This window comes from Endozoicomonas sp. ALD040 (assembly GCF_049275945.1).
Taxonomy (GTDB): domain Bacteria; phylum Pseudomonadota; class Gammaproteobacteria; order Pseudomonadales; family Endozoicomonadaceae; genus Endozoicomonas_A.
Genome location: NZ_CP184829.1, coordinates 6,665,808 through 6,688,727, shown reverse-complemented (window position 1 = coordinate 6,688,727; position 22,920 = coordinate 6,665,808). Strand labels below are relative to the sequence as shown.

At 48.0% G+C, this 22,920-nt stretch carries 21 protein-coding genes; 9 read left to right on the top strand and 12 right to left on the bottom strand.

Going from position 1 to position 22,920, the window contains the following annotated elements; all coding sequences use genetic code 11:
• Positions 1-77: 77 nt before the first annotated feature.
• Complete coding sequence (pyrC, locus tag ACOJUN_RS24735; protein WP_422134494.1) at positions 78-1,130, bottom strand: dihydroorotase; 1,053 nt, start codon at positions 1,128-1,130, stop codon at positions 78-80.
• Between the two features lie 556 nt (positions 1,131-1,686).
• On the opposite strand from pyrC, the gene ACOJUN_RS24730 reads away from it, so the two are divergent.
• A complete protein-coding gene (locus ACOJUN_RS24730; RefSeq protein WP_422134493.1) occupies positions 1,687-2,901 on the top strand; it encodes an argininosuccinate synthase in 1,215 nt (404 codons plus the stop codon).
• 256 nt (positions 2,902-3,157) lie between these two features.
• Here the strand turns inward: ACOJUN_RS24730 and ACOJUN_RS24725 are convergent, their stop codons facing one another.
• The 8 genes from ACOJUN_RS24725 to purM form a co-directional block, all read right to left on the bottom strand.
• Positions 3,158-5,728, bottom strand: coding sequence for a hypothetical protein (locus ACOJUN_RS24725; protein ID WP_422134492.1), 2,571 nt, complete (start codon positions 5,726-5,728; stop codon positions 3,158-3,160).
• Positions 5,729-5,776: 48 nt separating this feature from the next.
• Positions 5,777-7,072, bottom strand: coding sequence for a hypothetical protein (locus tag ACOJUN_RS24720; RefSeq protein WP_422134491.1), 1,296 nt, complete (start codon positions 7,070-7,072; stop codon positions 5,777-5,779).
• A 101-nt stretch (positions 7,073-7,173) separates the two neighbouring features.
• Entirely contained in the window at positions 7,174-8,478 is a 1,305-nt protein-coding gene (locus tag ACOJUN_RS24715) for a hypothetical protein (protein WP_422134490.1), read from the bottom strand.
• Between the two features lie 98 nt (positions 8,479-8,576).
• On the bottom strand, positions 8,577-9,752 hold the full coding sequence (mltC, locus tag ACOJUN_RS24710; RefSeq protein ID WP_422134489.1) for a membrane-bound lytic murein transglycosylase MltC: 1,176 nt from the start codon (positions 9,750-9,752) through the stop codon (positions 8,577-8,579).
• Between the two features lie 29 nt (positions 9,753-9,781).
• Positions 9,782-10,189, bottom strand: coding sequence for a lactoylglutathione lyase (gene gloA, locus ACOJUN_RS24705; RefSeq protein ID WP_422134488.1), 408 nt, complete (start codon positions 10,187-10,189; stop codon positions 9,782-9,784).
• Positions 10,190-10,351: 162 nt separating this feature from the next.
• The gene (locus tag ACOJUN_RS24700) at positions 10,352-11,104 is read right to left on the bottom strand and encodes a DUF3108 domain-containing protein (protein ID WP_422134487.1); all 753 of its coding nucleotides are present in this window, start codon (positions 11,102-11,104) and stop codon (positions 10,352-10,354) included.
• 123 nt (positions 11,105-11,227) lie between these two features.
• The gene (purN, locus tag ACOJUN_RS24695; protein ID WP_422134486.1) at positions 11,228-11,893 is read right to left on the bottom strand and encodes a phosphoribosylglycinamide formyltransferase; all 666 of its coding nucleotides are present in this window, start codon (positions 11,891-11,893) and stop codon (positions 11,228-11,230) included.
• Positions 11,894-12,299: 406 nt separating this feature from the next.
• Positions 12,300-13,355: a phosphoribosylformylglycinamidine cyclo-ligase gene (gene purM / locus ACOJUN_RS24690; protein WP_422134485.1), complete on the bottom strand. Its 1,056-nt coding sequence runs from the start codon at positions 13,353-13,355 to the stop codon at positions 12,300-12,302.
• Positions 13,356-13,682: 327 nt separating this feature from the next.
• Here purM and ACOJUN_RS24685 point away from each other — a divergent pair, with 327 nt between their 5' ends.
• From ACOJUN_RS24685 to ACOJUN_RS24665, 5 genes are all read left to right on the top strand, one after another.
• Complete coding sequence (locus tag ACOJUN_RS24685; RefSeq protein ID WP_422134484.1) at positions 13,683-14,756, top strand: DUF2066 domain-containing protein; 1,074 nt, start codon at positions 13,683-13,685, stop codon at positions 14,754-14,756.
• Positions 14,757-14,833: 77 nt separating this feature from the next.
• Complete coding sequence (locus tag ACOJUN_RS24680; RefSeq protein ID WP_422134483.1) at positions 14,834-15,901, top strand: AI-2E family transporter; 1,068 nt, start codon at positions 14,834-14,836, stop codon at positions 15,899-15,901.
• A gap of 66 nt (positions 15,902-15,967) precedes the next feature.
• Positions 15,968-16,108, top strand: coding sequence for a hypothetical protein (locus ACOJUN_RS24675; protein ID WP_422134482.1), 141 nt, complete (start codon positions 15,968-15,970; stop codon positions 16,106-16,108).
• Positions 16,108-16,824 carry a DnaA regulatory inactivator Hda gene (hda, locus tag ACOJUN_RS24670; RefSeq protein ID WP_422134481.1) on the top strand — a complete coding sequence of 239 codons (717 nt, stop codon included), beginning with the start codon at positions 16,108-16,110 and terminating at the stop codon, positions 16,822-16,824. Before ACOJUN_RS24675 ends, hda begins: the two co-directional genes overlap by 1 nt.
• 14 nt (positions 16,825-16,838) lie before the next feature.
• Positions 16,839-18,896 (top strand): hypothetical protein, encoded by a 2,058-nt coding sequence (locus ACOJUN_RS24665; protein ID WP_422134480.1) that lies wholly within the window; start codon positions 16,839-16,841, stop codon positions 18,894-18,896.
• A gap of 82 nt (positions 18,897-18,978) precedes the next feature.
• Here ACOJUN_RS24665 and ACOJUN_RS24660 read toward each other — a convergent pair whose 3' ends face one another.
• On the bottom strand, positions 18,979-19,347 hold the full coding sequence (locus ACOJUN_RS24660; protein WP_422134479.1) for a DUF2069 domain-containing protein: 369 nt from the start codon (positions 19,345-19,347) through the stop codon (positions 18,979-18,981).
• A gap of 2 nt (positions 19,348-19,349) precedes the next feature.
• Positions 19,350-19,694, bottom strand: a complete 345-nt coding sequence (gene arsC / locus ACOJUN_RS24655) for an arsenate reductase (glutaredoxin) (protein ID WP_422134478.1) — start codon at positions 19,692-19,694, stop codon at positions 19,350-19,352.
• 396 nt (positions 19,695-20,090) lie between these two features.
• Here arsC and ACOJUN_RS24650 point away from each other — a divergent pair, with 396 nt between their 5' ends.
• The 3 genes from ACOJUN_RS24650 to ACOJUN_RS24640 all read left to right on the top strand — a co-directional run bounded on the left by ACOJUN_RS24650 (position 20,091) and on the right by ACOJUN_RS24640 (position 22,328).
• Positions 20,091-21,347, top strand: coding sequence for a YihY family inner membrane protein (locus tag ACOJUN_RS24650; RefSeq protein ID WP_422134477.1), 1,257 nt, complete (start codon positions 20,091-20,093; stop codon positions 21,345-21,347).
• Positions 21,348-21,589: 242 nt separating this feature from the next.
• Complete coding sequence (locus ACOJUN_RS24645; RefSeq protein ID WP_422134476.1) at positions 21,590-22,063, top strand: TlpA family protein disulfide reductase; 474 nt, start codon at positions 21,590-21,592, stop codon at positions 22,061-22,063.
• Positions 22,056-22,328, top strand: coding sequence for an acylphosphatase (locus tag ACOJUN_RS24640; RefSeq protein ID WP_422134475.1), 273 nt, complete (start codon positions 22,056-22,058; stop codon positions 22,326-22,328). Before ACOJUN_RS24645 ends, ACOJUN_RS24640 begins: the two co-directional genes overlap by 8 nt.
• 32 nt (positions 22,329-22,360) lie before the next feature.
• Here the strand turns inward: ACOJUN_RS24640 and ACOJUN_RS24635 are convergent, their stop codons facing one another.
• Complete coding sequence (locus tag ACOJUN_RS24635; protein WP_422134474.1) at positions 22,361-22,861, bottom strand: lytic transglycosylase domain-containing protein; 501 nt, start codon at positions 22,859-22,861, stop codon at positions 22,361-22,363.
• Positions 22,862-22,920 lie beyond the last annotated feature (59 nt).

Here is a 22,920-nt window from a genome sequence, read left to right as displayed (position 1 = left end):
GACCACGGAATCTCCTTAATTCATTCAGAGTCAGTGGAAAGTCAGCCTTCTGAGGACTGACTTTCCGGTCTTCAGTGTTAGTCCTGGGTTTGTAAACGCCAGTTCAGGGTTTCGCCTGCACGCAGAGGAATCACCTGATTGTCGCCCAGGGGGATAGACTCTGGCAATTGCCATTCTTCTTTAATCAGGGTTACAGAAGCCTGGTTTCTGGGTAGACCGTAAAAATCCGGACCAAAGTGGCTGGCAAATCCTTCCAGTTTATCCAGTGCATTCATGCTCTCAAAGGCTTCAGCATACAATTCCAGAGCTGCCGGTGCGGTATAGCAACCTGCACAGCCACAGGAGGTTTCTTTTGCATCTACCGTATGAGGTGCAGAGTCGGTGCCAAGGAAAAATTTCGGATTGCCACTGGTTGCGGCTTCCAGTAAGGCCTGCTGGTGGCTATTACGCTTCAGGATTGGCAGGCAGTAATAATGGGGGCGAATGCCTCCTGCCAGCATATCGTTGCGATTGTAAAGCAGGTGGTGTGCAGTAATCGTGGCGGCGACATTGCTGTGGCTGCTTTTGACAAATTCGACCGCATCAGCGGTGGTGATGTGTTCCATGACCACTTTCAGGTCAGGGTGCCGAAGAGTAATGTCTCGCAGGTAACGATCAATGAAAACTTTTTCACGATCGAAGATATCAATGTCTTTGTCAGTGACTTCAGCATGTACCAGCAGCAGCAGGCCAACCTCAGCCATGGTCTTCAGACTTTCCTCAATATTGTTGATATCAGTGACACCTGAGTCAGAGTTGGTGGTCGCTCCGGCTGGATAGAGCTTCAGAGCTTTGACATCGCCTCTGGCCTTGGCTTCACGAACCATTTCGGGGGTGGTGTTATCCGTCAGGTAAAGTGTCATCAGTGGTTCAAACTGACTACCAGCAGGCGCATGCTCAAGGATTCGGGCCTTGTAAGCGGCAGCATCATCGGCGTCCAGTACCGGTGGACGCAGATTAGGCATGACAATAGCCCGGGTAAAGTTTCTGGCTGCTGAACGCACTGTTTCAGCCAGGGCTGCGTCGTCTCTCAGGTGGATATGCCAGTCATCAGGACGTGTCAGGGAGAGCTTTTCTTTCGCTATGGGCATTTGCGTCATCTTCTGAAGAGTACCTGTTCCGGAAAAGAAAGGTTGACTGCTAAATAGCAACAGTTTAATCGTGTTTTTATCTTGAGTCCGCTAAATACAGCACGGGATGATCAAAAAAGCACGTGAATAAAATGGAGTAGATTGGAGAGTTCAGGAGACCCCCTTCACCGGGCTAGCATCGTATCTAAAATCATGCAGGCTTGGTAGTAATATTTGCCGTTCAGAGCATGCCCTTCGATCAATTTGCAGGACTTCAAAGGCGTTGATTTTCAGTTGTTTGCACATTTTCGGTCTTTATCAGTTCAGGTGAAGTGCTTTTGAGATTCCCCGGTCTGGAAAATAGGGAAGCATTCGAGAATAATGGTGTCCGCTCTGTGGCTATCGGAAGTCGGTTGGGTAATTTCCACATCGGGCTTTCAGAGTTAAGAGGTAGCCATAAAAAATGGGAATATTGAATTAATATGTAGGTTTTTTGAATAAATATTGATTTTCAATTTTGGATCATCAATACTCTTCAATCAATCAGGTTTACCGTATCGGGAATTGGGAGTGCACGGTGAAAGAGATCAAAAAAGTGGTACTGGCCTATTCGGGTGGACTGGATACCTCAGTCATTGCCAAATGGCTGGAAGATACTTATCAGTGCGAAGTTGTTACATTTACTGCGGATCTGGGTCAGGGTGAAGAAGTTGAGCCTGCCAGGGCCAAAGCAGAGGCACTGGGCATCAAAGAGATCTATATCGAAGATTTGCGTGAAGAGTTTGTTCGGGATTTTGTGTTTCCGATGTTCCGGGCCAATACCATCTATGAAGGCGAGTACCTGCTGGGTACTTCTATTGCCCGTCCTCTTATTTCCAAGCGTTTGATTGAAATTGCCAATGAGACGGGAGCCGATGCTATCTCCCATGGTGCTACCGGCAAGGGTAATGACCAGGTGCGTTTTGAACTGGGCGCTTATGCTCTGAAGCCAGGTGTACAGGTAATAGCTCCGTGGCGTGAGTGGGATCTGAATTCCCGTGAAAAACTGCTGGCCTATTGTGAAGAGCACGGTATACAGGTTGAAAAGAAGAAAGGTAAGTCTCCTTATTCTATGGATGCCAACTTGCTGCACATTTCATACGAAGGTGGCATCCTGGAAGATCCATGGGCTGAAGCCGAAGAGGATATGTGGCGCTGGAGTGTAGCTCCGGAAAATGCCCCGGATCAGCCACTGTATATTGAGCTGACCTATAAGAAAGGTGATATCGTTGCTATCGACGGTCAGGAAATGACACCCGCAAACGTTTTGACTTACCTGAACAAGGTGGGTGGAGAGAATGGTGTGGGTCGTCTGGACATCGTTGAGAATCGTTATGTCGGTATGAAGTCCCGTGGTTGCTACGAGACTCCGGGTGGAACCATCATGCTGAAAGCGCACAGGGCAATTGAGTCCATTACTCTTGATCGTGAAGTGGCACACCTGAAAGACGAACTGATGCCCAAGTATGCGAAACTGATTTACAACGGCTACTGGTGGTCTCCCGAGCGTGAGATGCTTCAGAAGATGATTGATGAAAGTCAGGGTTGCGTGAATGGTGTCGTACGTCTGAAACTCTATAAAGGTAATGTAACGGTTGTTGGTCGTCAGTCTGATGACTCCCTGTTTGATGAGAATATTGCCACCTTTGAAGATGATGCCGGTGCTTATGATCAGGCAGATGCTGAAGGCTTTATCAAGCTGAATGCATTGAGGCTGAGAATTGCTGCCAATAAGGGGCGTAATCCTGGTTAATTGAGTGAGTAAAATGTTGCTTTTTGAACTCAGTTCATTACCCGCCCCCTACTTCGGGTGTTCTAAAGCTTTCTAAAGCTTTGGTTCCCATGCTCCAGAGGCTGTCGCAAGAGTGCGAGCAAGGCTGAGATAAGGCAAAAAGTGGCAAAAAAGCGCAGTTTACAGCGAGTAAATGAGCATTTTGAGCCACTTTTTAACGCGGTATCAGCGAAGCGCGGCACTTTTGCGACAGCCTCGAAAGGGCTAGATCAGGCCGTTACTTGTGCATTTTACCTTCTGGATTGCTGAATTCATCGTTATTGAACACATCAACATGTTTGCGTTTTCGATGCATTCTTTTATGACAACAAAGTGCTTGAGCATTGTCACAGATCTTTCCGCATGGTCGCAGTTGGCCATCTTTCCCAATCATCTTTTCGTAACAGGTTTGTTGCCCGGTGTGTTCTCTTCTTTTATGATCCGACAGGGCTTTAGGATTCTTGCAGACCGTCCCGCATAGCTGAGGCTGGCCATCCTTCCTGGTCACTTTTACGTCACAGGTCTGTTGCCCGGTGTGTTTTATTTTTTTGTGATCCGTGAGGGCTCGAGAATTCCTGCAGACCGTTGCACATGGCCGCAGCCGACCATCTTCCCCGGGCACTGCTACATTACAGGTTTTTTGTCCGGTGTGATATCCGGCTTTGTGATCTGACAGGGCTTTACCGTTCTTGTAGATCCTTCCGCATGGTCGCGTCTGGCCATCCTCTCCGACCACGATTTCGGCACAGGTTTTTTGCCCGGTATGGCGTCTTCTTTTGTGTTCTGACAAGACTTGAACACTTTTACAGAGCACCCCGCATGGCTGCGGCTGGCCATCTTCCCCGACCGTGGTTACGTCACAGATTTTTTGCACGCCGTGGTTTCTTTTTTTGTGATCCCGCAGGGTGCGAGCATGTAAGCAGACCTTACCGCATGGTAGCGGCTGACCATCTTTTCCAGCCACGATCGCGTCACAGATTTTTTGCTGATAGTCGTATTTGTTTCTGTGACCCGATGAGTCTTGAGGGTTTTTGCAGACCGTCCCACAGGAATCAGGCTGGCCGTTCTCTCCGACCAGGGTTTCGCCACAGGTTTGTTGCCCGGTATGGTGACTTCTTTTGTGATCTGACAAGACTTGAACACTTTTACAGAGCGTCCCGCACGGCTGCGGCTGGCCATCTTCCCCGACCAGGGTTACGTCACAGGTTTTTTCCACGCGGTGGTATGTTCTTTTGTGTTCCCGCAGGGAGCGAGCATGTAACAAGACTCTTCCGCAAGGCTGCAGCTGACCATCCTCTACGGCCACGATCGTGTCACAGATTTGTTGCCCAGAGTGGCATCTGTTTTTGTGTTCCGACAGGTCTTGAGCGTTCTTGCAGACCGTCCCGCATGGACCAGGCTGGCCATCCTCCCTGACCAGGGTCACGTCACAGGTTTTTTGCCCGGTGTGAAATTTGCTTTTGTGAGTCGACAGAGTTGGAGAGTTTTTGAAGATCTTTGCGCATGGCCGCAGATAACCATCCTCTGAGGCCACGATCTTGTTACAGATGAATTGCCTGTGGTGGTGCTTGCTTTTGTGACCCGACAGAGCCTTTTGGCAATGGGCAGTGGCTTCGAGAGCAAGGCAATCATTCTCTGGTATTGCCAGATCATCACTGACTGGTCCGGTAGATGCATTTGTATAGGCAGCCCCTGCGCTCATTGAGTCTAAAGCGAACCCATTCAGGGCGACCTCGTCCAGGGCGACCCCGTCTATAGGGTTGCAGTTATTAGCCGGGTTGACATCAATGTCATGCGCCTCTGTCTTAAATACTTTATCAGAATCAAATACTGGAGTGTCAGGGCAATTACCCAATAACCTGAAAATTGAGTTGTTTTGAGAATATGTAGTGTTTGGAGGATCAAAATAGTCCATGCAAATAAAACAGTATCCATTGACCAAATGAGAGCAAAAGCTATTTTCGGCTATCGAAACTTCTTCGATATCCAGCGTCCGTTCTGCGCGCCCCCCGGGATCGGATAATGGTCGGAATTGACAAACGCCATGACAGGGATGGATGAAACAATTTAAACCCAAAGTATGTGAGTCTTGATGAGGGCCTCGGTTACCGCCCCGATAGTCAGTATTCTGAGGGGCAATAAAAGAGCCTGCAGTGCGGGTGTTGGCTTGCGGAGCTTGCTGGTTGGACGATTCTGACGGCTGGTATTGATGTTGGTCGTGTCCGGAGCCAAACGTTACAGTAATGGCCTGATGCGGATGATCATGACTCGGCGCTTGTTGTTCTATGGCGTTAAACAGTGGTGAATCGGCGCTCCAATAGCTTTGCAAAAGCCAATCGACTAATGCAAGCACTTCTGGAGATAGCCGTGAAAAAGGGGATCTCAAGGGAGTCTTTTTGATGGTCAGGATCAGTTTGTAATCAACCAACATATGAGTGGCGAAAAGCAATGGCCAGGAAATCGACTCAATAAGGGGCGTTTTTACCCCATCACCATCGGGTCTCTGTGGTTTGTCATCGGGCGGTGAACCTGCTTCTGCATAGCCGCTTGAGTCGGTGATGTCTGATGATGAGCTGTGCCGTTCAAGCTTTATAGAGAGGCTCTGTTTTTGAAAGCCTGTATGCTGTTCAAACTCGACCAGCAAAGGTTTTGTCAGTGGTTTGGCCTGACAGATGGCAGGCAATGACAGGAACAGCAAAAATGGTGCTACAAAGAGTGGGTGTTTAATAATTCTATCCTTGCTATCCGGTTTCAGGAAGAAAAAATAGATCACCCTATGAAATAGAGTGTTGCAAAAAACCAGGTTCACATGCTCCAGCTCCGGGGCTCTGGGTTTCTCTCAAGTTGTCGATACAGGTTATTCTTTTCTACATTTCTCAAATTCACTTTTTGCAAATTGATAACCGGGAGCATCAGGAGCATAATAGAGTTCATTAAATAAGTCTTCGGTTTTAATCCTTGCTGACTCCCCAGACGTCCAGTGACCTTCAAATCTATCTTCACTGCCAGTTTGTGTTACTGTGAATAACACCTTACCCCTGTAGTAGACGAGATACCAAGTATCGCTATAGCCATCATGGATTGAGTAGTTACAATTTGAGTCAGTCACTTCCGGACCTTGTGAAATATCGGAAGGGTCAAGATGTTCAAGTAATTCAATGGCATTCCTGAATACCTGAATATCCGGGGTAGGGGATTCGACTTTATAATGCGCATCGTTTTCAATGAGAATAGTTATTAACGTATTCATGTGCTCTATGATTTCTGAAACAATGTCATCTGCTGTTGTGTTTGATTCATCAATTTCGATGTCAGGCACGGCGTTAGCAAGTGACTCAGAATACTCGTCTACTTCCTGTAACCTGTTTTTTTTCGCCTTTTGTCCTGTCGAACTTTCTGTGGAACTCAGCTTCTCTTCCTCACTACTATTGGATGCCTGTCGGAGTTTACAAACGCCATGACAGGAATCGACGTAACACTCCAAACCTAAAGTATGCTGGTCTTGTTCAGGGTCTTCTTTATCTTTGTTACATAAAGACGACAATAGTCTTTTGATAGAACCTGTAACATGGCGGGTTGCCCCTTGGGCTTGCCGACCCGATGATTCTGATGGTGGGTTTTGTTGGTTGCTTTGTTGTTTGTTTTGTCCTGGGAGCGTCATAGTGGTGATCGTAAACGGGTCATCCCGACTCAGTTGATCCATTGGGTTAAACAGCAATGAATCGGGGGTCCAATAGCTTTTTAAAAGCCAGCCGACAGCGACAAACACTTCTTCAGGTATCCATGAATAAGTTTTGCCCCTCAGGGCAGGGTTCCTGGTGTTCAGGGCCCATTCGTATGCAACCAGCACGTTAGAGGCGTAAAGCAATGGCCATGAAATAGACTCAATAAAGGTCATTGGTAGCCCGTAAACGCCAAGTTTGTGTGGTTTGTCATCAGGCGGCAAAAAAACTGCGTAGACATTTGTGTCGGGAAGGTGCTTCCGATTGTCCGGCAATGAAATAAGGCTGCGCTTAACAGAAAAGCTCTGAGTGTTCTGTTTATGCTCGACAACAAAATGTCTTATTAACGACTCTGCCTGACAGATGGTAGACAAAGGCGAAAGCAACAACATCAGTGCAGCAAAGAACGTTTGTTTCAATGTTCGATCCATGTGTTACTGGTTTTATAGTTGGAAATTCCTGCTGTGTTGTCCATTGCAACGCTTTGGAATAGAGCTGTCTTGATCATCAGCCTTCTTATGCACCTGAACATTCACAGGAGTTGTTTGCAGTTTACCTGACTGCTCTGTTTTTTCCTTTGTTCCTCAAATTCCCTTTTTGCAGATTGGTAACCCGGGCCATCAGGTGCATAATATAATTCATTAAATAAGACTTCGGTTTTAATGCTTACTGAAATCCCACATGTAAGAGCAGATGAAAAGCTTGTTTTATTTGCAGTGCGTATTATAGCGAACAGCATCTTGCCTCTGTAATAGACGTGATAATAAGCATAGCCATCGATATCGTCATCGCTATCGCTATCACCATAGGCATGATTGAGGTGATAGGCATTATAGAAATCAATCTCTGGATAGAGACTAAACGGTTCCAAGTCTGTTGAAATATCGGAAGGGTCAAGTAATTCAAGTATCTCGATGGCATTCTCAAATGTCTGAATATCCGGAGAAGGGGAATTCGCGTTGGCATGCACATCGTTTAACGTGTGATTAAATATTAATCGATTAATGTGCTTTATGATTTGTGAGACAAGCACACCTGCTTTGCTCGCGACTTTTGCGACAGCCTCATGGGTCTCTGGTTTAAGGGGATGTTCAGCTAGCTCACTACTATTGGATGATTGTCGGAGTTTACAAACACCATGACAGGAATTGACGAAACAATCTAAACCCAACGTATGCTGGTCTTGTTCAGGGCTCTCATTACCATCGTTAGAGCCAGACGACAGGGTGTTGGTGACAGAGCCTCTGACATGGCTGGTTGTCCCTGAGGCTTGCTGGCCAGATGATTCTGATGGCGGATTTTGTTTGTTGCTTTGTTGTTGGTCACTTTGTTGTTTGTTTTCTCCGGGGAGCGTCATAGTGTTGATCGTAAACGGATCATCCCGACTCAGTTGATCCCTCGGGTTAAACAGCAATGAATCGGGGTTCCAGTAACTTTTTAAAAGCCAGCCGACAGCGACAAATACTTCTTCAGGTATCCATGAATAAGGTTTGCCTCTCAGGGCAGGGTCCCTGGTGGTCTGGATCAGTTCGTATGCAAGCAGCACGTTGGTGGCGTAAAGTAATGGCCAGGAAATGGACTCAATAAAGGTCATTGGTAGCCCGTAACCCCCAGCTTTGTGTGGTTTGTCATCAGGCGGCAATAAAACTGTATAGCCTTTTGTGTCGGGAAGGTGCTTCCGATTGTCCAGCAACGAATTCAGGCTGCGCGTAACAGAAAAGCTCTGAGTGCTCTGTTTATGCTCGACAGCAAAACGTCTTCTTAACGAGTCTGCCTGACAGGTGGCAGACAAAGAGAAAAGCAGCAACAGGAATTTCGCAAAAAACGATCGTTTCATTATTCGATTCGTACATTACTGATTTTGGAATAAGGAAAGGTAGAGCAGGGCAGTGGCAATTCAAGAAAGTAAGCGTGTTTTGCCGTCAAAAACTAAATTCAGACATCACCGTTGTAAAAGTCTTTCTGAGCTTTGGTGACTTTTTTCAGATAGTTTCTTGATTCCTGTCTGGGGTGTTTGCGGGTGAGAGACCAATACGCTTCTTCTGGTTCCATCTCATTGAGGATTTCTATAGCCCGGGTGCGATTGGAATGGAAGGTTTTCAAAACATTGCCTGTTCCACCGTTGTAGGCAGAGATAATAGCGTAATGCTTTACCAGTGGATCTCTGACATTTTTCAGATAGCGGGTTTCAAGAAGGTGCAGATAAGCGGTGCCTGCATCAATATTGTTAAACGGGTTGAAAAGATAGTGTCTGCTGGGCTGTCCACTGCGACGTTTGACCAGCTTGAAAACATCTCTTCCTGCCGTTGATGGGATAATCTGCATAAGACCGTAGGCATTAGCATGGCTCACCGCGTAGGGGTTGAAACTGCTCTCTGTCCTCATGATCGCATAGATCAAACTTTCCTTAATCTTGTATCTTTGCGACATCTGTCGAACGATACCGGCGTATTGATACTGTCTTTTGATCATATGGTCGCCAACCAGATCAAGATCAACAGAGTAAACGGTACCCTTGCTGCTGGCACGAGTGGTTAACTGATGGTCGATCAGGTAGTCGGCAAACTGACTGGCCCGCCACTCCCAGCGTATGGGCTGCCCCTGATGGTCCACGACCTGTCCATAAAGCATGGGCTCTTCCCCGATGGGGACGGCTTTGTCGCTGAACAGGTCAACTTCATCAGGATTGTAAGGCGTCAGCAGGCTGACAATAATCGCTTGTTTCAGGTCTTCTCTATCCAGCGTTTCAACGTGAACCTTGCCCTGTTCGAAGTTAACAAATACCCGGGTGCGGTAATGGTTGGTGTATTTGACGTATTCCTTCCTGCTGGCACTTTTTTCGTCACCCCAGTTAACACGGGCCTCTGTTGACAGAATCCTGACCAGGGCTTCAAAGGCGATTACATCTTTCTGGATACTCTTGACGGCCTTAACCGTTGAGTAGACTTCAGCTGCAGGTCCACCCAACTCTCGAACCACAACATCAGTCGCATAGTTAACAGCTGAATGACTGGAGCAGCCTGAAAGCAGAGGGAACATCAGGCAGAGGGCAGCTATTCTCAGAGTCTTTTTGCTAGAGGTATCGGAAGGTTTTTCAGGATTGTCTGGCATTGACTGGTTCACTTCCCTGTGTTTTTTCCTTATCCCTGAAGTCCCCGGGATGCGCTTTTGTTCTGGATCATTTCGATTTTGTAGCCATCGGGGTCTTCTACAAAGGCGATCTCTGTCGTTCCGCCCTTGACCGGACCCGGTTCACGGGTGATCTTGCCACCGTTGGCACGGATGCTCTCACAGGTTGCATAGATATCATCAAAGCCAATGGCTATATGACCAAAACCCGTACCAGGGTCATAGTCACTGGTACCCCAGTTATACGTCAGTTCAATAACGGCCTGTTCTGATTCATCGGCATAGCCAACAAAAGCCAGAGTGTATTTGTATTGCTCGTTATCGTGCTTTCGAAGCAGTTTCATACCCAGGATATCAGTATAAAAAGCAATGGAGCGATCAAGGTCGCCCACTCGAAGCATAGTGTGGAGAAGTCTCACGGAAAGCTCCTGACATTGAGGTAAAGGAGTGTTGCAACAGAAGCCGCCATTTTATCGGAAACCCGAAGCAACAAACAGCGGGTTCGTTATATCCGTAACACAAAACCAGATAGTCTTTTATGAAGCCTTTGTATCGGGACTGGCTGAGATCCCCCGCAAGATCTATTTGGATGGCTTGGGAGTAATTCCTTTAATCGTTTTGCCATCCAGTTCACCACCTTTGAACTGAATCAGATAGTCTGAGCCGTTTTCTTTCTGATGCAGTTGCACAAGAACATAATCCCAGTCTTTGGCAAACCAGATCCAGGTCTCGCGGTCTTTATCTTCGCGAACCACTTTTACACGGGTCGTATTGAGTGGGCCGGCGGGTGTATTCAGTATTTCATCGGCTTCAATCACAAACCGCCTCTCGTAGACTTCATCATCCTCAACAATCGGGTAAACCAGCTCTTTTTTTCCAGCCTTCAAGTCCAGCCGAAGTTGAAGCTGGTATGAGAGAGGGTCCTGGGCGCCAGATTTAAATGAGATCTTTGATTGTTTCTCAGCCTGCTGCCAGGAGGCTTCCATGGATTTCCAGTCAAATCGGGCAGTTTTAGCCGGTTTGCTACCTATTCCCTTTCGCTCGTACTGGTAATCCTGGGGAAGTGCCTGACCCTTTTGTAGATTGAAGCGACTGGTTTCATCCAGACTGATGGAAGCAATGATGACCGATGCACTGGCCCCAAAATCCAGAACCCACTGGTCGCCCTCTTTTTTCAGACTGCGTGTACCTGAGCCACTGATACCGGAAACTTCCGCTTTATACTCCGCTGTGAATGGCTTTAACGTAGCTTCTGTGGGTTGTGCAATGGAAGGAGTGCTGGCGATCAAAAGGCCAGAAGCCAAAATGGCTGAGACGGTCTTGAAAGGGGTCATCAGGATAATTCCTTTTTAAGGGAATACCTCCTGCCAGGAACAGCGAGGTATTCACAGCTTATGGCCACTCATCAATGAAACCGTTTTTAATGCTCGAATCAACAAGAAAAGTCTAAAACGGAATCAGTTTGCCGTGGCGATACTTTTTTCAGATATACGATATCCTTGAGGGCCAAGCGGCTTTTTGTCAAGTAATATGGCATCGTTCTGGATTGTTATCCGGCCAGAAACAATCCAGTCTATAGCCTTGGGATAAAGGTGGTGTTCCATGACCTTGACTCTCTGTTCAAGCGTCTTCGCTGTATCAACATCAGTGATATCCAGCGTCGCCTGCATCACAACAGAACCACTGTCCAGCTCTTCCGTGACATAGTGAACCGATGTTCCATGCTCTTTGTCACCGGCATCCAGTGCTGACTGATAGGTATTCAAACCTTTATGCCTGGGGAGCAGGGAAGGGTGTATATTGATCAGTTTTCCCTGATAGCGCTTAACAAAAGCACGGCTGAGTATGCGCATATAGCCTGCAAGTACAACCAGGTCAGGTTTAAACTCATCAATACGTTGCACCAGCTCAAGATCAAATGATTCCCGGCTTGAGAAACCTTTGTGGTCAAGGCTAAAGGTGTCAAGCCCCGCTTTCCGGGCTCTCTCCAGGCCATAGGCATCAGGACGGTTGCTGAGCACCCCGACCACCTGATAGCAATACTGTTTCTGCTGATCAAGAATGGCCTGTAAAGTGGTACCACTGCCCGATAGCAATACGACGACTCGATGGTTATCCGTCATTTCCGCTCTCAAGATTTTTATCTGCTTTGGTAAAAGGCTTGAAGAACACTAGGAGCCTGACCGAGAATAGACTGCCCTACTGCGGTGGCAGCAAATTGGTCTGAAAATCCGCTTTTGTTCGTCAAATAGCTCGCTATTCTCCTCACAAAACCGAATTTTCATCCTCAATTTTCTGCCGTCCTCGCTACGGGCGCTATTCTCGGTCAGGCTCCTAGGAGCCTGTCGGACTTAAGACTGTCCTACTGCGGTCGCGATAAATTGGTCTAAAAATTCCTGCTCCCTCGTCAAATAGCTCGCTATTCTCCTCGGAATCAGAAATTTTTATCCTCAATTTCTCGCAATCCTCGCTACGGACGCTCAAGTCCGACAGGCTCCTAGGAAAATGTTGATCAAGCCTTTTTTTACCTTAACGGTAAACGACTTTGTCACCAGAACCTGATTCCATATGACCGATGATGAAGGCCTCTTCACCCAGTTCATTCAGTCTGGCTACGGCCTGTTCAGCCTGTAATTGAGGAACACAGACCACCATGCCAACACCGCAGTTGAAGGTCAGGTACATTTCTGACTGGGCAATGTTGCCCGCTTGCTGCAGATGTTTGAAAACTTCCGGGATTTCCCAGCTTTTGGTGTTAATGACGGCGACACAGCCTTCAGGAATAACCCTTGGCAGGTTTTCAGTCAGACCGCCGCCGGTAATATGTGCCATGGCATGGACTGGCAGTTCTTTCTGGAGCTGTAGTAAGGGTTTGACGTAGATTCGGGTTGGAGCCATCAGGGCTTCAGTCAGTGGCTTGCCATCAACTTCACTGCTCAGGTCTGACTGGCTGACTTCCAGAACCTTGCGGATCAGGGAGTATCCGTTAGAGTGCGGGCCGCTGGATTTCAGGCCAATCAGAGCATCGCCGGCGGCAACTTTGCTGCCATCAATGATATTGGACTTTTCAACGACACCAGTGCAGAAGCCCGCCAGGTCATAGTCTTCGCCCTGATACATACCGGGCATTTCTGCGGTCTCACCACCAATAAGTGCGCAGCCAGCTTGTTCACAGCCTGCACCAATACCGGTAACGACCTGCTCAGCAACGTCAATATTGAGTTTTCCGGTTGCGTAGTAATCCAGGAAGAACAGGGGCTCGGCACCAGAAACCAGCAGGTCGTTGACGCACATGGCCACCAGATCAATACCAATGGTATCGTGCCTGCCCAGATCCATAGCCAGTTTCAGCTTGGTGCCTACACCATCAGTGCCGGCAACCAGAACCGGCTCTTTATAACCTGATGGTATCTGGCACAGGGCACCGAAGCCTCCCAGGCCGCCCATGACTTCGGGACGTGAGGTGGCTTTGGCTACATGCTTGATACGATCAACCAGGGCGTTGCCTGCCTGGATGTCGACACCTGCGTCTTTATAGCTCAGGGAAGAAACAGGGGAATTTGTATCGCGGTCGCTTTTGCTCATCGGAGATGTATCCGCACCGTGGAATCTAAAGTGGATTGATCAGAGCGCGCATTCTAACGTAACCCGAAAAATTCATAAAGCCGCCTGCTATTGCTCAGGTTTTATGGTCGGCCTCCTGATGTTTAAGAAAGATTTTCTACAAAACCGGAAAGTTATGGCAAAATGAAGGGATACTCGGCTCCGGGCGTTTCGTCTGGGTAATTAGTACTCTTTACAAAGATAAGCAGTCTTGTCGGAAGTCGCTGTCATCTGTAAACCGGCCTTTGGCTGTATTGATGTTTATGACGGTTTGTTCACGAAGAGTGCCTGTTTTTGATTCCGGACATTATGTATAAAGCATGCAAGCTGGAACGATTGTTCCCCCTTTCCAGACTGATATTCACCCTTCTTTTGGCCCTGTTGTCTTTTCAGCTGCCTGCTGCAGAGATGAGCGGACTTTATCGTGTCGGTGTACCTGTCACCAGCCAGGGTAATGAGGAAAGGGAAACAGCCATTAAGCGGGCTCTGTCTGAGGTCCTGGTTAAAGTAACCGGGCAGCGCAGTACCCTCAGTAATGAGGGGGTGTTACAGTCACTTAAGAATGCCTCTGCGCTGGTTCGGAGTTTTGGTTATGAACGCCGTGATACCGAGTCAGGACAGCAACTTTTTCTTCAGGTGCGTTTTAATGAAGCGGCAGTTAATCGACTGCTGCGAGAAAATGATTTGGGGATCTGGGGTTCCAACCGACCAGATACCATTGTCTGGTTAGCCATTGAAAAGCAGGGAGGCAGGCAGATTCTGAGAGAATTGGCAGACTCACCTCTGGTGAATAATCTGGAGCATGTTATGGCTGCCCGCTCATTGCCTGTGACTCTCCCTCTTATGGACTTTGAAGACAGTGCTGCGATTTCTGATGTTGATGTCTGGGGACTGTTTTCGGACAAGTTGGCTCAGGCGTCAAGAAGATATGGCTCTGAGGCTGTATTAGGGGGGCGTCTGAGTGAAGTGCGCGGACGCTATAATGGCCGCCTGGTTCTTCTCTTCAAAAATCAGCAGTTTGATGCCACAGTCCAGGACCTCTCTGCAGAAGGACTGGCTCTGGCTATTGCTGATCTTATTGGTAATTCCCTCTCCCGGCACTATGCAGTCATCTCTGGTGGCAGCAGTGTCAATCCGATGCTGGAAGTGGAGGGTATTGACAGCACACAGGACTATGCAGGATTAATTAAATACCTGAAAGGTTTGACGGCGGTGAGGGATGTGATGGCAGTCAAGGTCGGCGGTAATAAAATTCAATTGGAGCTGTTAATTGATGGTACGCTTAGTCAATTATCGGATGCTATTGCCCTGGGACGAAAGATGAGAGCGACTGGTACTGATGAGGTCAACCAGACGTTGCAATACCGTTGGCTGGGAGGCTGACAGGAAGTCAGATATTAAATTCCGGAGTGCGTTTTTTGCATGCACCCTGCAAGGCGAGTTGCAATAGAAGGAAGAAAATGACCAGACAGCAACAGTGGATGCTAGCAGGCATCGTATTGGTTGGCGTAGTGCTGATTAATTTTGTCGGGGCGGTCATGACACCCTTTGCGATCAGTGCTGTGCTTGCCTATTTAGGCGATCCGCTGGTTGATCGTTTGGAAAGACTGAAGCTCTCCCGGTCACTTTCGGTGGCACTGGTTTTTCTGGTGATTTTTACTTTTCTGGTACTGATGCTGCTCATTCTGGTACCGGCATTATTCCAGCAAGTTAAAACCCTTATGCAGTTGCTTCCGGTCTGGGAAGAGTGGCTCAGAATCAATGCCATCCCAAAACTGGTTGAATACACTGGTCTGGACCCTGAGTGGTTTGATATCAGTCATCTGGTCAAGGCGATGGCGGGTGAGTGGCAAAAAGCTGGTGGGCTTCTGGCTCAGCTGGGTCGTTCAGTCACCAGCTCGAGTCTGGCAGTAATAGGTTTTCTTGTGAATCTGTTCCTGGTTCCGGTTGTGACTTTTTACCTCTTGCGCGACTGGGATCATATGATGGAACATATCCGTCTGATGCTACCTGTCAACCTTGAACCTATTGTGGTTGAACTGGCCAGTGAATGCGATGAAGTCTTGGGTGCTTTCCTCAAGGGTCAACTTATGGTCATGCTGGCCCTGGGGTTGATCTACGGTATAGGACTCTGGGCGGTAGGCCTGCAGTTTGCGTTGTTGATCGGACTACTGGCGGGGCTGGTCAGTATCATTCCTTATATGGGGTTTGTGGTTGGTTTCACCACAGCCATCATAGTGGCTATTTTTCAATTTGACAGCTACCTGCCGTTACTTTTGGTGACCGGTGTGTTTGCCCTGGGACAGGCTCTTGAGGGGTGGGTGTTGACACCTTATCTGGTGGGTGACCGGATTGGTTTGCATCCGGTGGCTGTAATCTTTGCGCTGATGGCAGGTGGGCAGATTCTGGGCTTCGTCGGGATGCTAATAGCACTGCCATTAGCAGCCATTATTATGGTACTCTTGCGTCATCTGCATCGAAATTATAAGGCGAGCCACCTGTATAATGCTGGTGAGCCGAGGGAGTAAGGTGATCTATGCCCGCAGCGAACAGAAATTCATTTTGCCATGCCATTCAGACGAGGGATAAGTGAAATGATTTTGTTGCAGCTGTCTCTTGCAGATTCAATCAACCCGCTGAAGCTGGCATTTTTCAATACAAATGCTGCAACAGAGGGTTCGGAATGTCTATCCATTGTTAAGGTTGAGCGGCATTTCCCGCTCAAGGCTATTTAATGTCGTATATGAGCCAGCCTGTGCAATTACCGCTCAGTGTTCAGATCAGGGACGATGCCACCTTTGAAAATTTTTTCAGCGGAGATAATGCTGCGCTGGTCAACATGCTGGATATGGATCAGCAGGTCAGTGGGATAGACTCAGAACAGTTTATCTATCTCTACGGAGCTCCCGGCGTTGGTTGCAGTCATCTTCTTCAGGCTGCCTGTCATCAGGTTGATCGCAGAAAAGGTCGTAGTATCTATCTGCCTATGAAAGAGCTTGTTCACTATCCTTCAAAGCTGCTGGAGGGCATGGAAAGACTGCAACTGGTGTGTGTTGATGATGTGAATGCTGTAGCAGGCATACCAGAGTGGGAAGAAGGTCTTTTTGATCTGTTCAATCGCCTCAGGGATTCCCGGACTCGCCTGCTGGTGGCGGCTGATTGCCCACCCAAAAGACTTTCTATCCTGTTGCCTGACCTGGTCTCGAGACTAAGCTGGGGCCTGGTGTTTCAGGTTCAGCCTCTCAGCGACAGGGACAAAGTGTCGGCATTGCAGCTTCGGGCTCACCTGCGCGGGCTGGATATGAATGAAGATGTGGCCCGGTATATCATATACCGCAGTAACAGGGATATGGGGCATTTATTCAAGATGCTGCAGAAGCTGGACAGTGCTTCATTGAGGGCCAAAAGGAAGTTGACCATACCCTTCGTCAAACAAGTCATGAATTGGTAATCAAGAGAAGAAGTATGCAAACCCAGAAGCCGGCTATCCGGTTTGTGCTCTTTGTCGTTGTTATTCTGGCCATTCTGCTGTTTCTGATTTCAGTGATGCTAATGGTTCCTGGTCGGTATACAGACCAGCTGCTCCAGCAAATAGAAAATCAAACCGGGGTTGAAGTCCTTCCCGTTAAGAAAGAGTACTCTTTCTTATCCGGTAAATTCCTGCTCACCAATCCGGAGCTCAGAATCTCGCCCGGAATTACTCTTAAGTCAGAATCTATGGTTGTCAATGTTGCCTGGACTTCCCTGTGGAAACAAGCCATTGACCTGGATCGAATCGACTTTAAAAAGCCCGGAATTTTTATTGATCTGGCGATCATCGGTCAGAAACCACCCATGCCCAACCTTTATCAATTTCTCAGGGAAACGGAGCAGTTTGTCTTCGAAGACGGATCGATGAGGGTAGTGAACTCCGAACAGACCGGTTCCAGTAAAGTGGTCAGTATTGATTTCAGTAAAATGGAGCTGAAAACCTATCGTCCTGATCAAATAGATGTTGAAGTTGTCAGGGATTCAAGTCACATCAAGTGGTCACTGGGTGGTATTATTGATTTAAAGAAACTGGCACTGTCTGGTCAGTTATCCATTGATGAGCTTCCACTGGCTGATGTTGTCAGCCAGAACTTTCTTGAATGTTCAAATTGTTCGCTGGAAGGCCGCCTTTCGACAGACTTATCTGTTGAATGGTCCGAGGATCACGGGGTGGAACTGACTGGCACGGCGAAAGTGCTGGAGGGTGAATATCGTGATTTGAACTCCGGTCTTGATCTGGGCTGGAAAGAATTATTTGCAGAGGGTTTCCAATTCAGATCCCGGAAAGCTTTTGTCGAAGACCTTTCATTCAGGGGTGGCTTGTTGACGATCAATGGCAGTCCTTTGGAGCAAGTCGCAAAAACGCTTAATCGTTCATTATCCGCTGATGGTTCTGTACCATTCACCGTAAAAAATATCGAATTCAATGGCGCTGTCCAGTCATCCCAAAAGCAGAATCGTAAACTATTCAGTAACAGTCGGGTGGAGCTGGCAGTGATGAATCCGGAACAATTCACCTTTCAGCTCAATGGGCAATGGCTTGAGCGTGTTCCACTCTCTATGAAAGGCAGTGTCGATCTGAAGAATGCAGTAACCTCGAGACTTAACATTGCTGCCAGGGATGTGGATTTGTCTTTGCTGCCTGTTTCAGATCGGTCTGTTGCCGGATATGATCTGGCCGGAAGTCGTGTTAACCTTAATCTTACTTCCTCTGCAGGAGGAGGCAGCAAGGGCAAGTTGACTTTTTCAAAGCTTACAGGCAAGCCTGTCAAGCCTGAGCTGGATATCAATCACGTGAAAGCTTTGATGGCTAACCCTCAGTCCATCATTTCCATAGACGTTACGAATCGCGACGAGCTGTCGCCGCAGGTTGCGGCAGCGGAAGCTACGAGGGAGGCATGGGAGCGTGTGCTGGAACAGCCCCTGCAGTACCTTTCCAGCCAGGCCGGTATCAAGCCAATTTTATCCGGTGATATACAGATGCCGTCGGGTAAGGCTGTGTTGACAGAAAACGACAAAACACAATTGAAGGGCTGGGGTCGAGTGCTCAGAATAAGGCCTGAACTCAGTCTGTCTCTGAAAGCAATAGCCAGCAAGAATAAAGATTGGCCCAGTCTCTCCAGGGCAGAGCTTGAGTCCGATCTGGTTGAACTCTATTCGGCCATCCATCAAACAAAGCCGGGAGAGGTGACAGAGATTCCGGCTGACGTCAGAGGGCATTTGATTGAGCAAATGTATCTCAGGGCCCACAATCGAAAATTACCCGAAGTGGGTGATGCCAGTCAGAGCAAGCGTATCAAAGAGGCAGAGCAATGGCTGTTGATAAACTGGCCAGCGAATCAGGAAAAAATGAATAAGCTGGCCACTGACCGTCTTAATCTGGTTTATGATTTTCTGCGGAATGAAGGTGTCAGCGAGAAACGTATCATCAGCAGTCCACCCTCAACGGTGGAAGAGGCCGGTTCAGCCATCGAAGTTCAGCTGTCCTATTAGAATCGGTTGACGAAAAATAAAGCTCTTGCCAACGCAGGAGCTTTTTTTTGAGAAGAAAAAGGTCGGTCTTTCTGGGAAAGGTTCAGTCAGCGGGCTGATTGTTTAACTGCCCCTGCCAGCGGGTAAACATCATGGCAGATACAAACAGCGCACTGCTGAATGCGGTAATCAGCCATCCATGTATGGAGTTTTTGATAAACCAGGCGTCAAGCACACCGCTGATAAAGTAAAAACAGAGAATGAAGCATAACCAGGCCGATGCCCTTGGCTGTCGCCTGATCAACCCGTAAAGAGGTAGCAACAGTGGAACAATCGTGAAAGACGCAATCATCCATAGCGAATTTTGAGGTGGGTGCAGCCAGAGCACTTTTGCGATCTGCGAAGCTAGCAGGCAGAAGTAGAGTAGCAGGCTCAGCCGATAGCATAGCCTGGCTTTTTGATTCAGGTCCACGATTAAAGGATCTCCAGAACGGATTCTGGCGGGCGACCGACACGCGCCCGACCGTTGCTTACGACGATGGGTCTTTCAATCATTTTGGGGTAGGCAATCATTTTTGCAATTTGCTGCTGCTCTGAAAGTTCCTGGCCTTTGATGTGGTCCTTGTACTCCTGTTCGCCCTTGCGCATCAGTTCTTCGGGGCTCTTACCGAGTTGTTTCAGAATGTCAGTCAAAGCGGCTTCGCTGGGCGGGGTATCCAGGTAAAGCACTACCTCAGGGCTGATACCTTTTGCTTCGATCAGGGCCAAAGTCTGTCTGGACTTTGAGCAGCGGGGGTTATGGTAAATCGTAACGCTCATATGGCTTTGCTCTCGAACTATTTTCATAACAGGCAGTTGTTTCGACAGGCTGGTGCCTGAAGTATTATTTCTGTGATGGGAAGATTATCGTTGAATGGGGTTCGGTGCAATTGAAGTCATGTAGCCCGCAAATATTCTGTAAATTCACACACTTCTAACCAAATCAACCCTATAATTCTCCACCGATTACTGTCAGAGCTGGCTGGTGGACGCAGATCTAACAATAAACCCTTTCCAAGAGTGCCACACCCGAAGAGCGGAGTGAAAAAATTAATGCCGCAGTTGAGGGGATACTGAATGGCTTTCCTCCGGGGCATAAGAACTGATACGCTTCTCTGAGCTGGAGCCTGGCTAAAAGTCCTCGGGTCAGGCTCTTTTCAATATCAGGGATTCGTTATGCCAGACTCGCTTTTTTCCACTTCTTCACAGGCTCAATATGTTCAGTGGCTCCGTGCCTATTTCCTGTCTGTCTCTGATACTTTCTTTAAGCACCGTTGCCTCAATAACGCCGCTGCTCTGACTTATACGACACTGTTTGCTGTGGTGCCGATGATGACGGTTACTTATAGCATGTTATCGGCTATTCCTTCTTTCCAGGGGGTTGGCGAGATGGTTCAGAGTTTTATATTCAGTCACTTTGTTCCGACAGCGGGCGAGCAGATCCAATCTTATCTTTCCAGCTTTTCCCAGCAGGCTCGAAAGTTGACTGGCTTGGGCGTTGCCTTCCTGGTGGTCACGGCATTCATGATGCTCAGGACCATTGATGGTGCCATTAATCAGATCTGGCAGGTAGACAGGGTTCGCCGGGGAATTGCCGGCTTCCTGCTCTACTGGGCGATTCTGAGCATGGGGCCCTTCCTGCTCGGTGTTGGTTTTGTGCTGACATCTTATCTGGCGTCCCTTAAGCTGATAGCTGATACCACTGCCTATCTTGGGGTTGATCAGTGGCTCTTACGTTTAACTCCCATTCTGTTGAGCAGCATTGTTTTTACTTTACTCTATATGGCTGTACCCAATCGATATGTACCTTTTCGTCACGCTTTTACAGGAGCGCTGATCGTAGCTTTTTTGCTTGAAATGGCAAAGAGTGGTTTTGCTCTGTTTATTACTCTGTCACCGTCGTATCAATTGATCTATGGTGCTTTTGCGGCCGTTCCCGTGTTCCTGCTTTGGATTTATTTAAGTTGGATACTGGTTCTTTTTGGTGCCGTACTGGTCAGGAGTTTCGCTTTATCCAACCAGACCCGGAACGAGGCGCTTCCACCTTTAATGGGTGTTCTGGTGATCCTGAACGGATTTAATGAGCAGTTTCAAAAAGGATTGAGTTTCAAGCTCGAACAGCTGCACCAGTCGGGATGGAATCTCTCTCTTGAGGATTGGGAGCTTTACACCAGCTGCCTGTTGGAGGAGGGAGTGGTCAGTAAAAATGATCTGGGTGAAATGATACTGGCCAGGGATCTCAGACATCTGGAACTCAATAACCTTTGCCAGCAGCTCCCCTGGTCATATCCATCGGATCAGCAGCTGGAGTCTGTTGTGACTCAGGATAAGCCTGTATGGTATGGTCAACTGGTTGATCGACTGAAACAGTTGAATGAACAGCAGCGGGTTGTACTCGATTGCCCTTTGGATGACCTCTTTACTGAATCCTGAAAATACTGACCTCAGTCAAAATTTCATTTAATGAATGTGATCGTTTAGGTTCCATGCACAGCCGCAAGCTGATCATCAGGCTTTCGTAACAGGTGTTACCAGTCTTGCCCGTTGTTTTGAATCCTTGATGTCTGTTATTGCCATTATTTTTGTGTTGCAGTCTCGCTCCAACAGGCTTCCGTGCGACTTTATGAGATATTCCAGCTAGAATCAGAACAAACTCATCACAGGGTCTGAGGCTAATGCGACAATTTTTTTTCCGCTTCTTTCCGTTGGTACTGACCACTCTGTTTCTGTCTGCCTGCTCTAAACCGGATTTGACAGATACTCAGGGAAAAGGCGTTTTTCTCAAAGATGATAAGGGTCGGTGGACTGCTATAAACATCTGGGCCCACTGGTGTGGGCCCTGTCGTGAAGAGATTCCGGAGCTGAATGCCCTGGCCAGTGACGGAAAGGTTCAGGTTCTGGGGTATGATTTTGATGACAGTCAGGGAAAAGAACTGATAAAAAAAGCCAGAAATATGGGTATTCGGTTTCCTGTTATTACCGAGAGTCCATTGGTGTTGCTGGAGACCAGAAGTCCTCAGGTATTGCCTGCGACCATGATTGTTAATCCACAGGGAAAACTGATAGAAATATTGTATGGGCCTCAGACAAAGGAAAGCCTTGAAGAGAGCATCCGGGTATTGATGAATATGGTTGATGAAAATGGCTAATCAGTGCAGACGTGCAATGGTTGAGGGGAGGGTGCAGGGCGTCTGGTATCGCGGCTCAACCCAGCAAGAGGCCAGAAAGCTGGGGATTACCGGATGGGCAAAGAATTTGCCAGACGGGAGGGTTGAAGTTTTAATGTGTGGTGAAGAGAGAGAGCTGGACAAGCTGGAAGCCTGGCTGCAAAGCGGTCCTCCCATGGCTCGAGTTACTGGCGTTAGTGTTTCCCTCGAACCTGAACAGGAGTTTTCCGAATTTACTACGGGCTGATCAGGTGCCGACATAGTTTTATGAAGTACATCTCAGTCATTGCGCCAGTGACGATCCCAGTTTTTATACACTCGCTCCGGGTACCAGGTTTTGCCAAGGCTGCCATTGTAACGGGCTAATGCCCGGGTCAGGTTGCCTTTTTCCTTTTCCAGATAATAACTGAGAATATGGCTACCATATTTCAGGTTGGTCTCTACGTCGGTCAGGTTATCTTGTGGGCGGCCAATGACGTCTTTCCAGAATGGCATAACCTGCATAAGGCCCTGGGCTCCGGCAGAAGAAACAGCAAATCGGTCAAAAGAGGATTCTGTCTGAATTAATGCCAGCACCAGTTCGGGGGAGAGTTTAGCGGCAGTGGCCTTTTTGTGAATTTTTTTGAGCAGCTCCAGGCGCTGTCGAGGACTCTGATGTTTCATGAACGGCGTTAGCCGGCTGGACATATCGACCAGCCAGACTTCTGCCTCGAAACGATCTGAAAAGCTCTCAGTGCTGCTGAGAGCCTCTTCAAGATAGATCCGAAGCCCTTCATCCACTTTTTGCTGACTCCAGCCGGTTGTCGGAGTCAACAAAAGTGCGAGGGTGAAACCTGTAA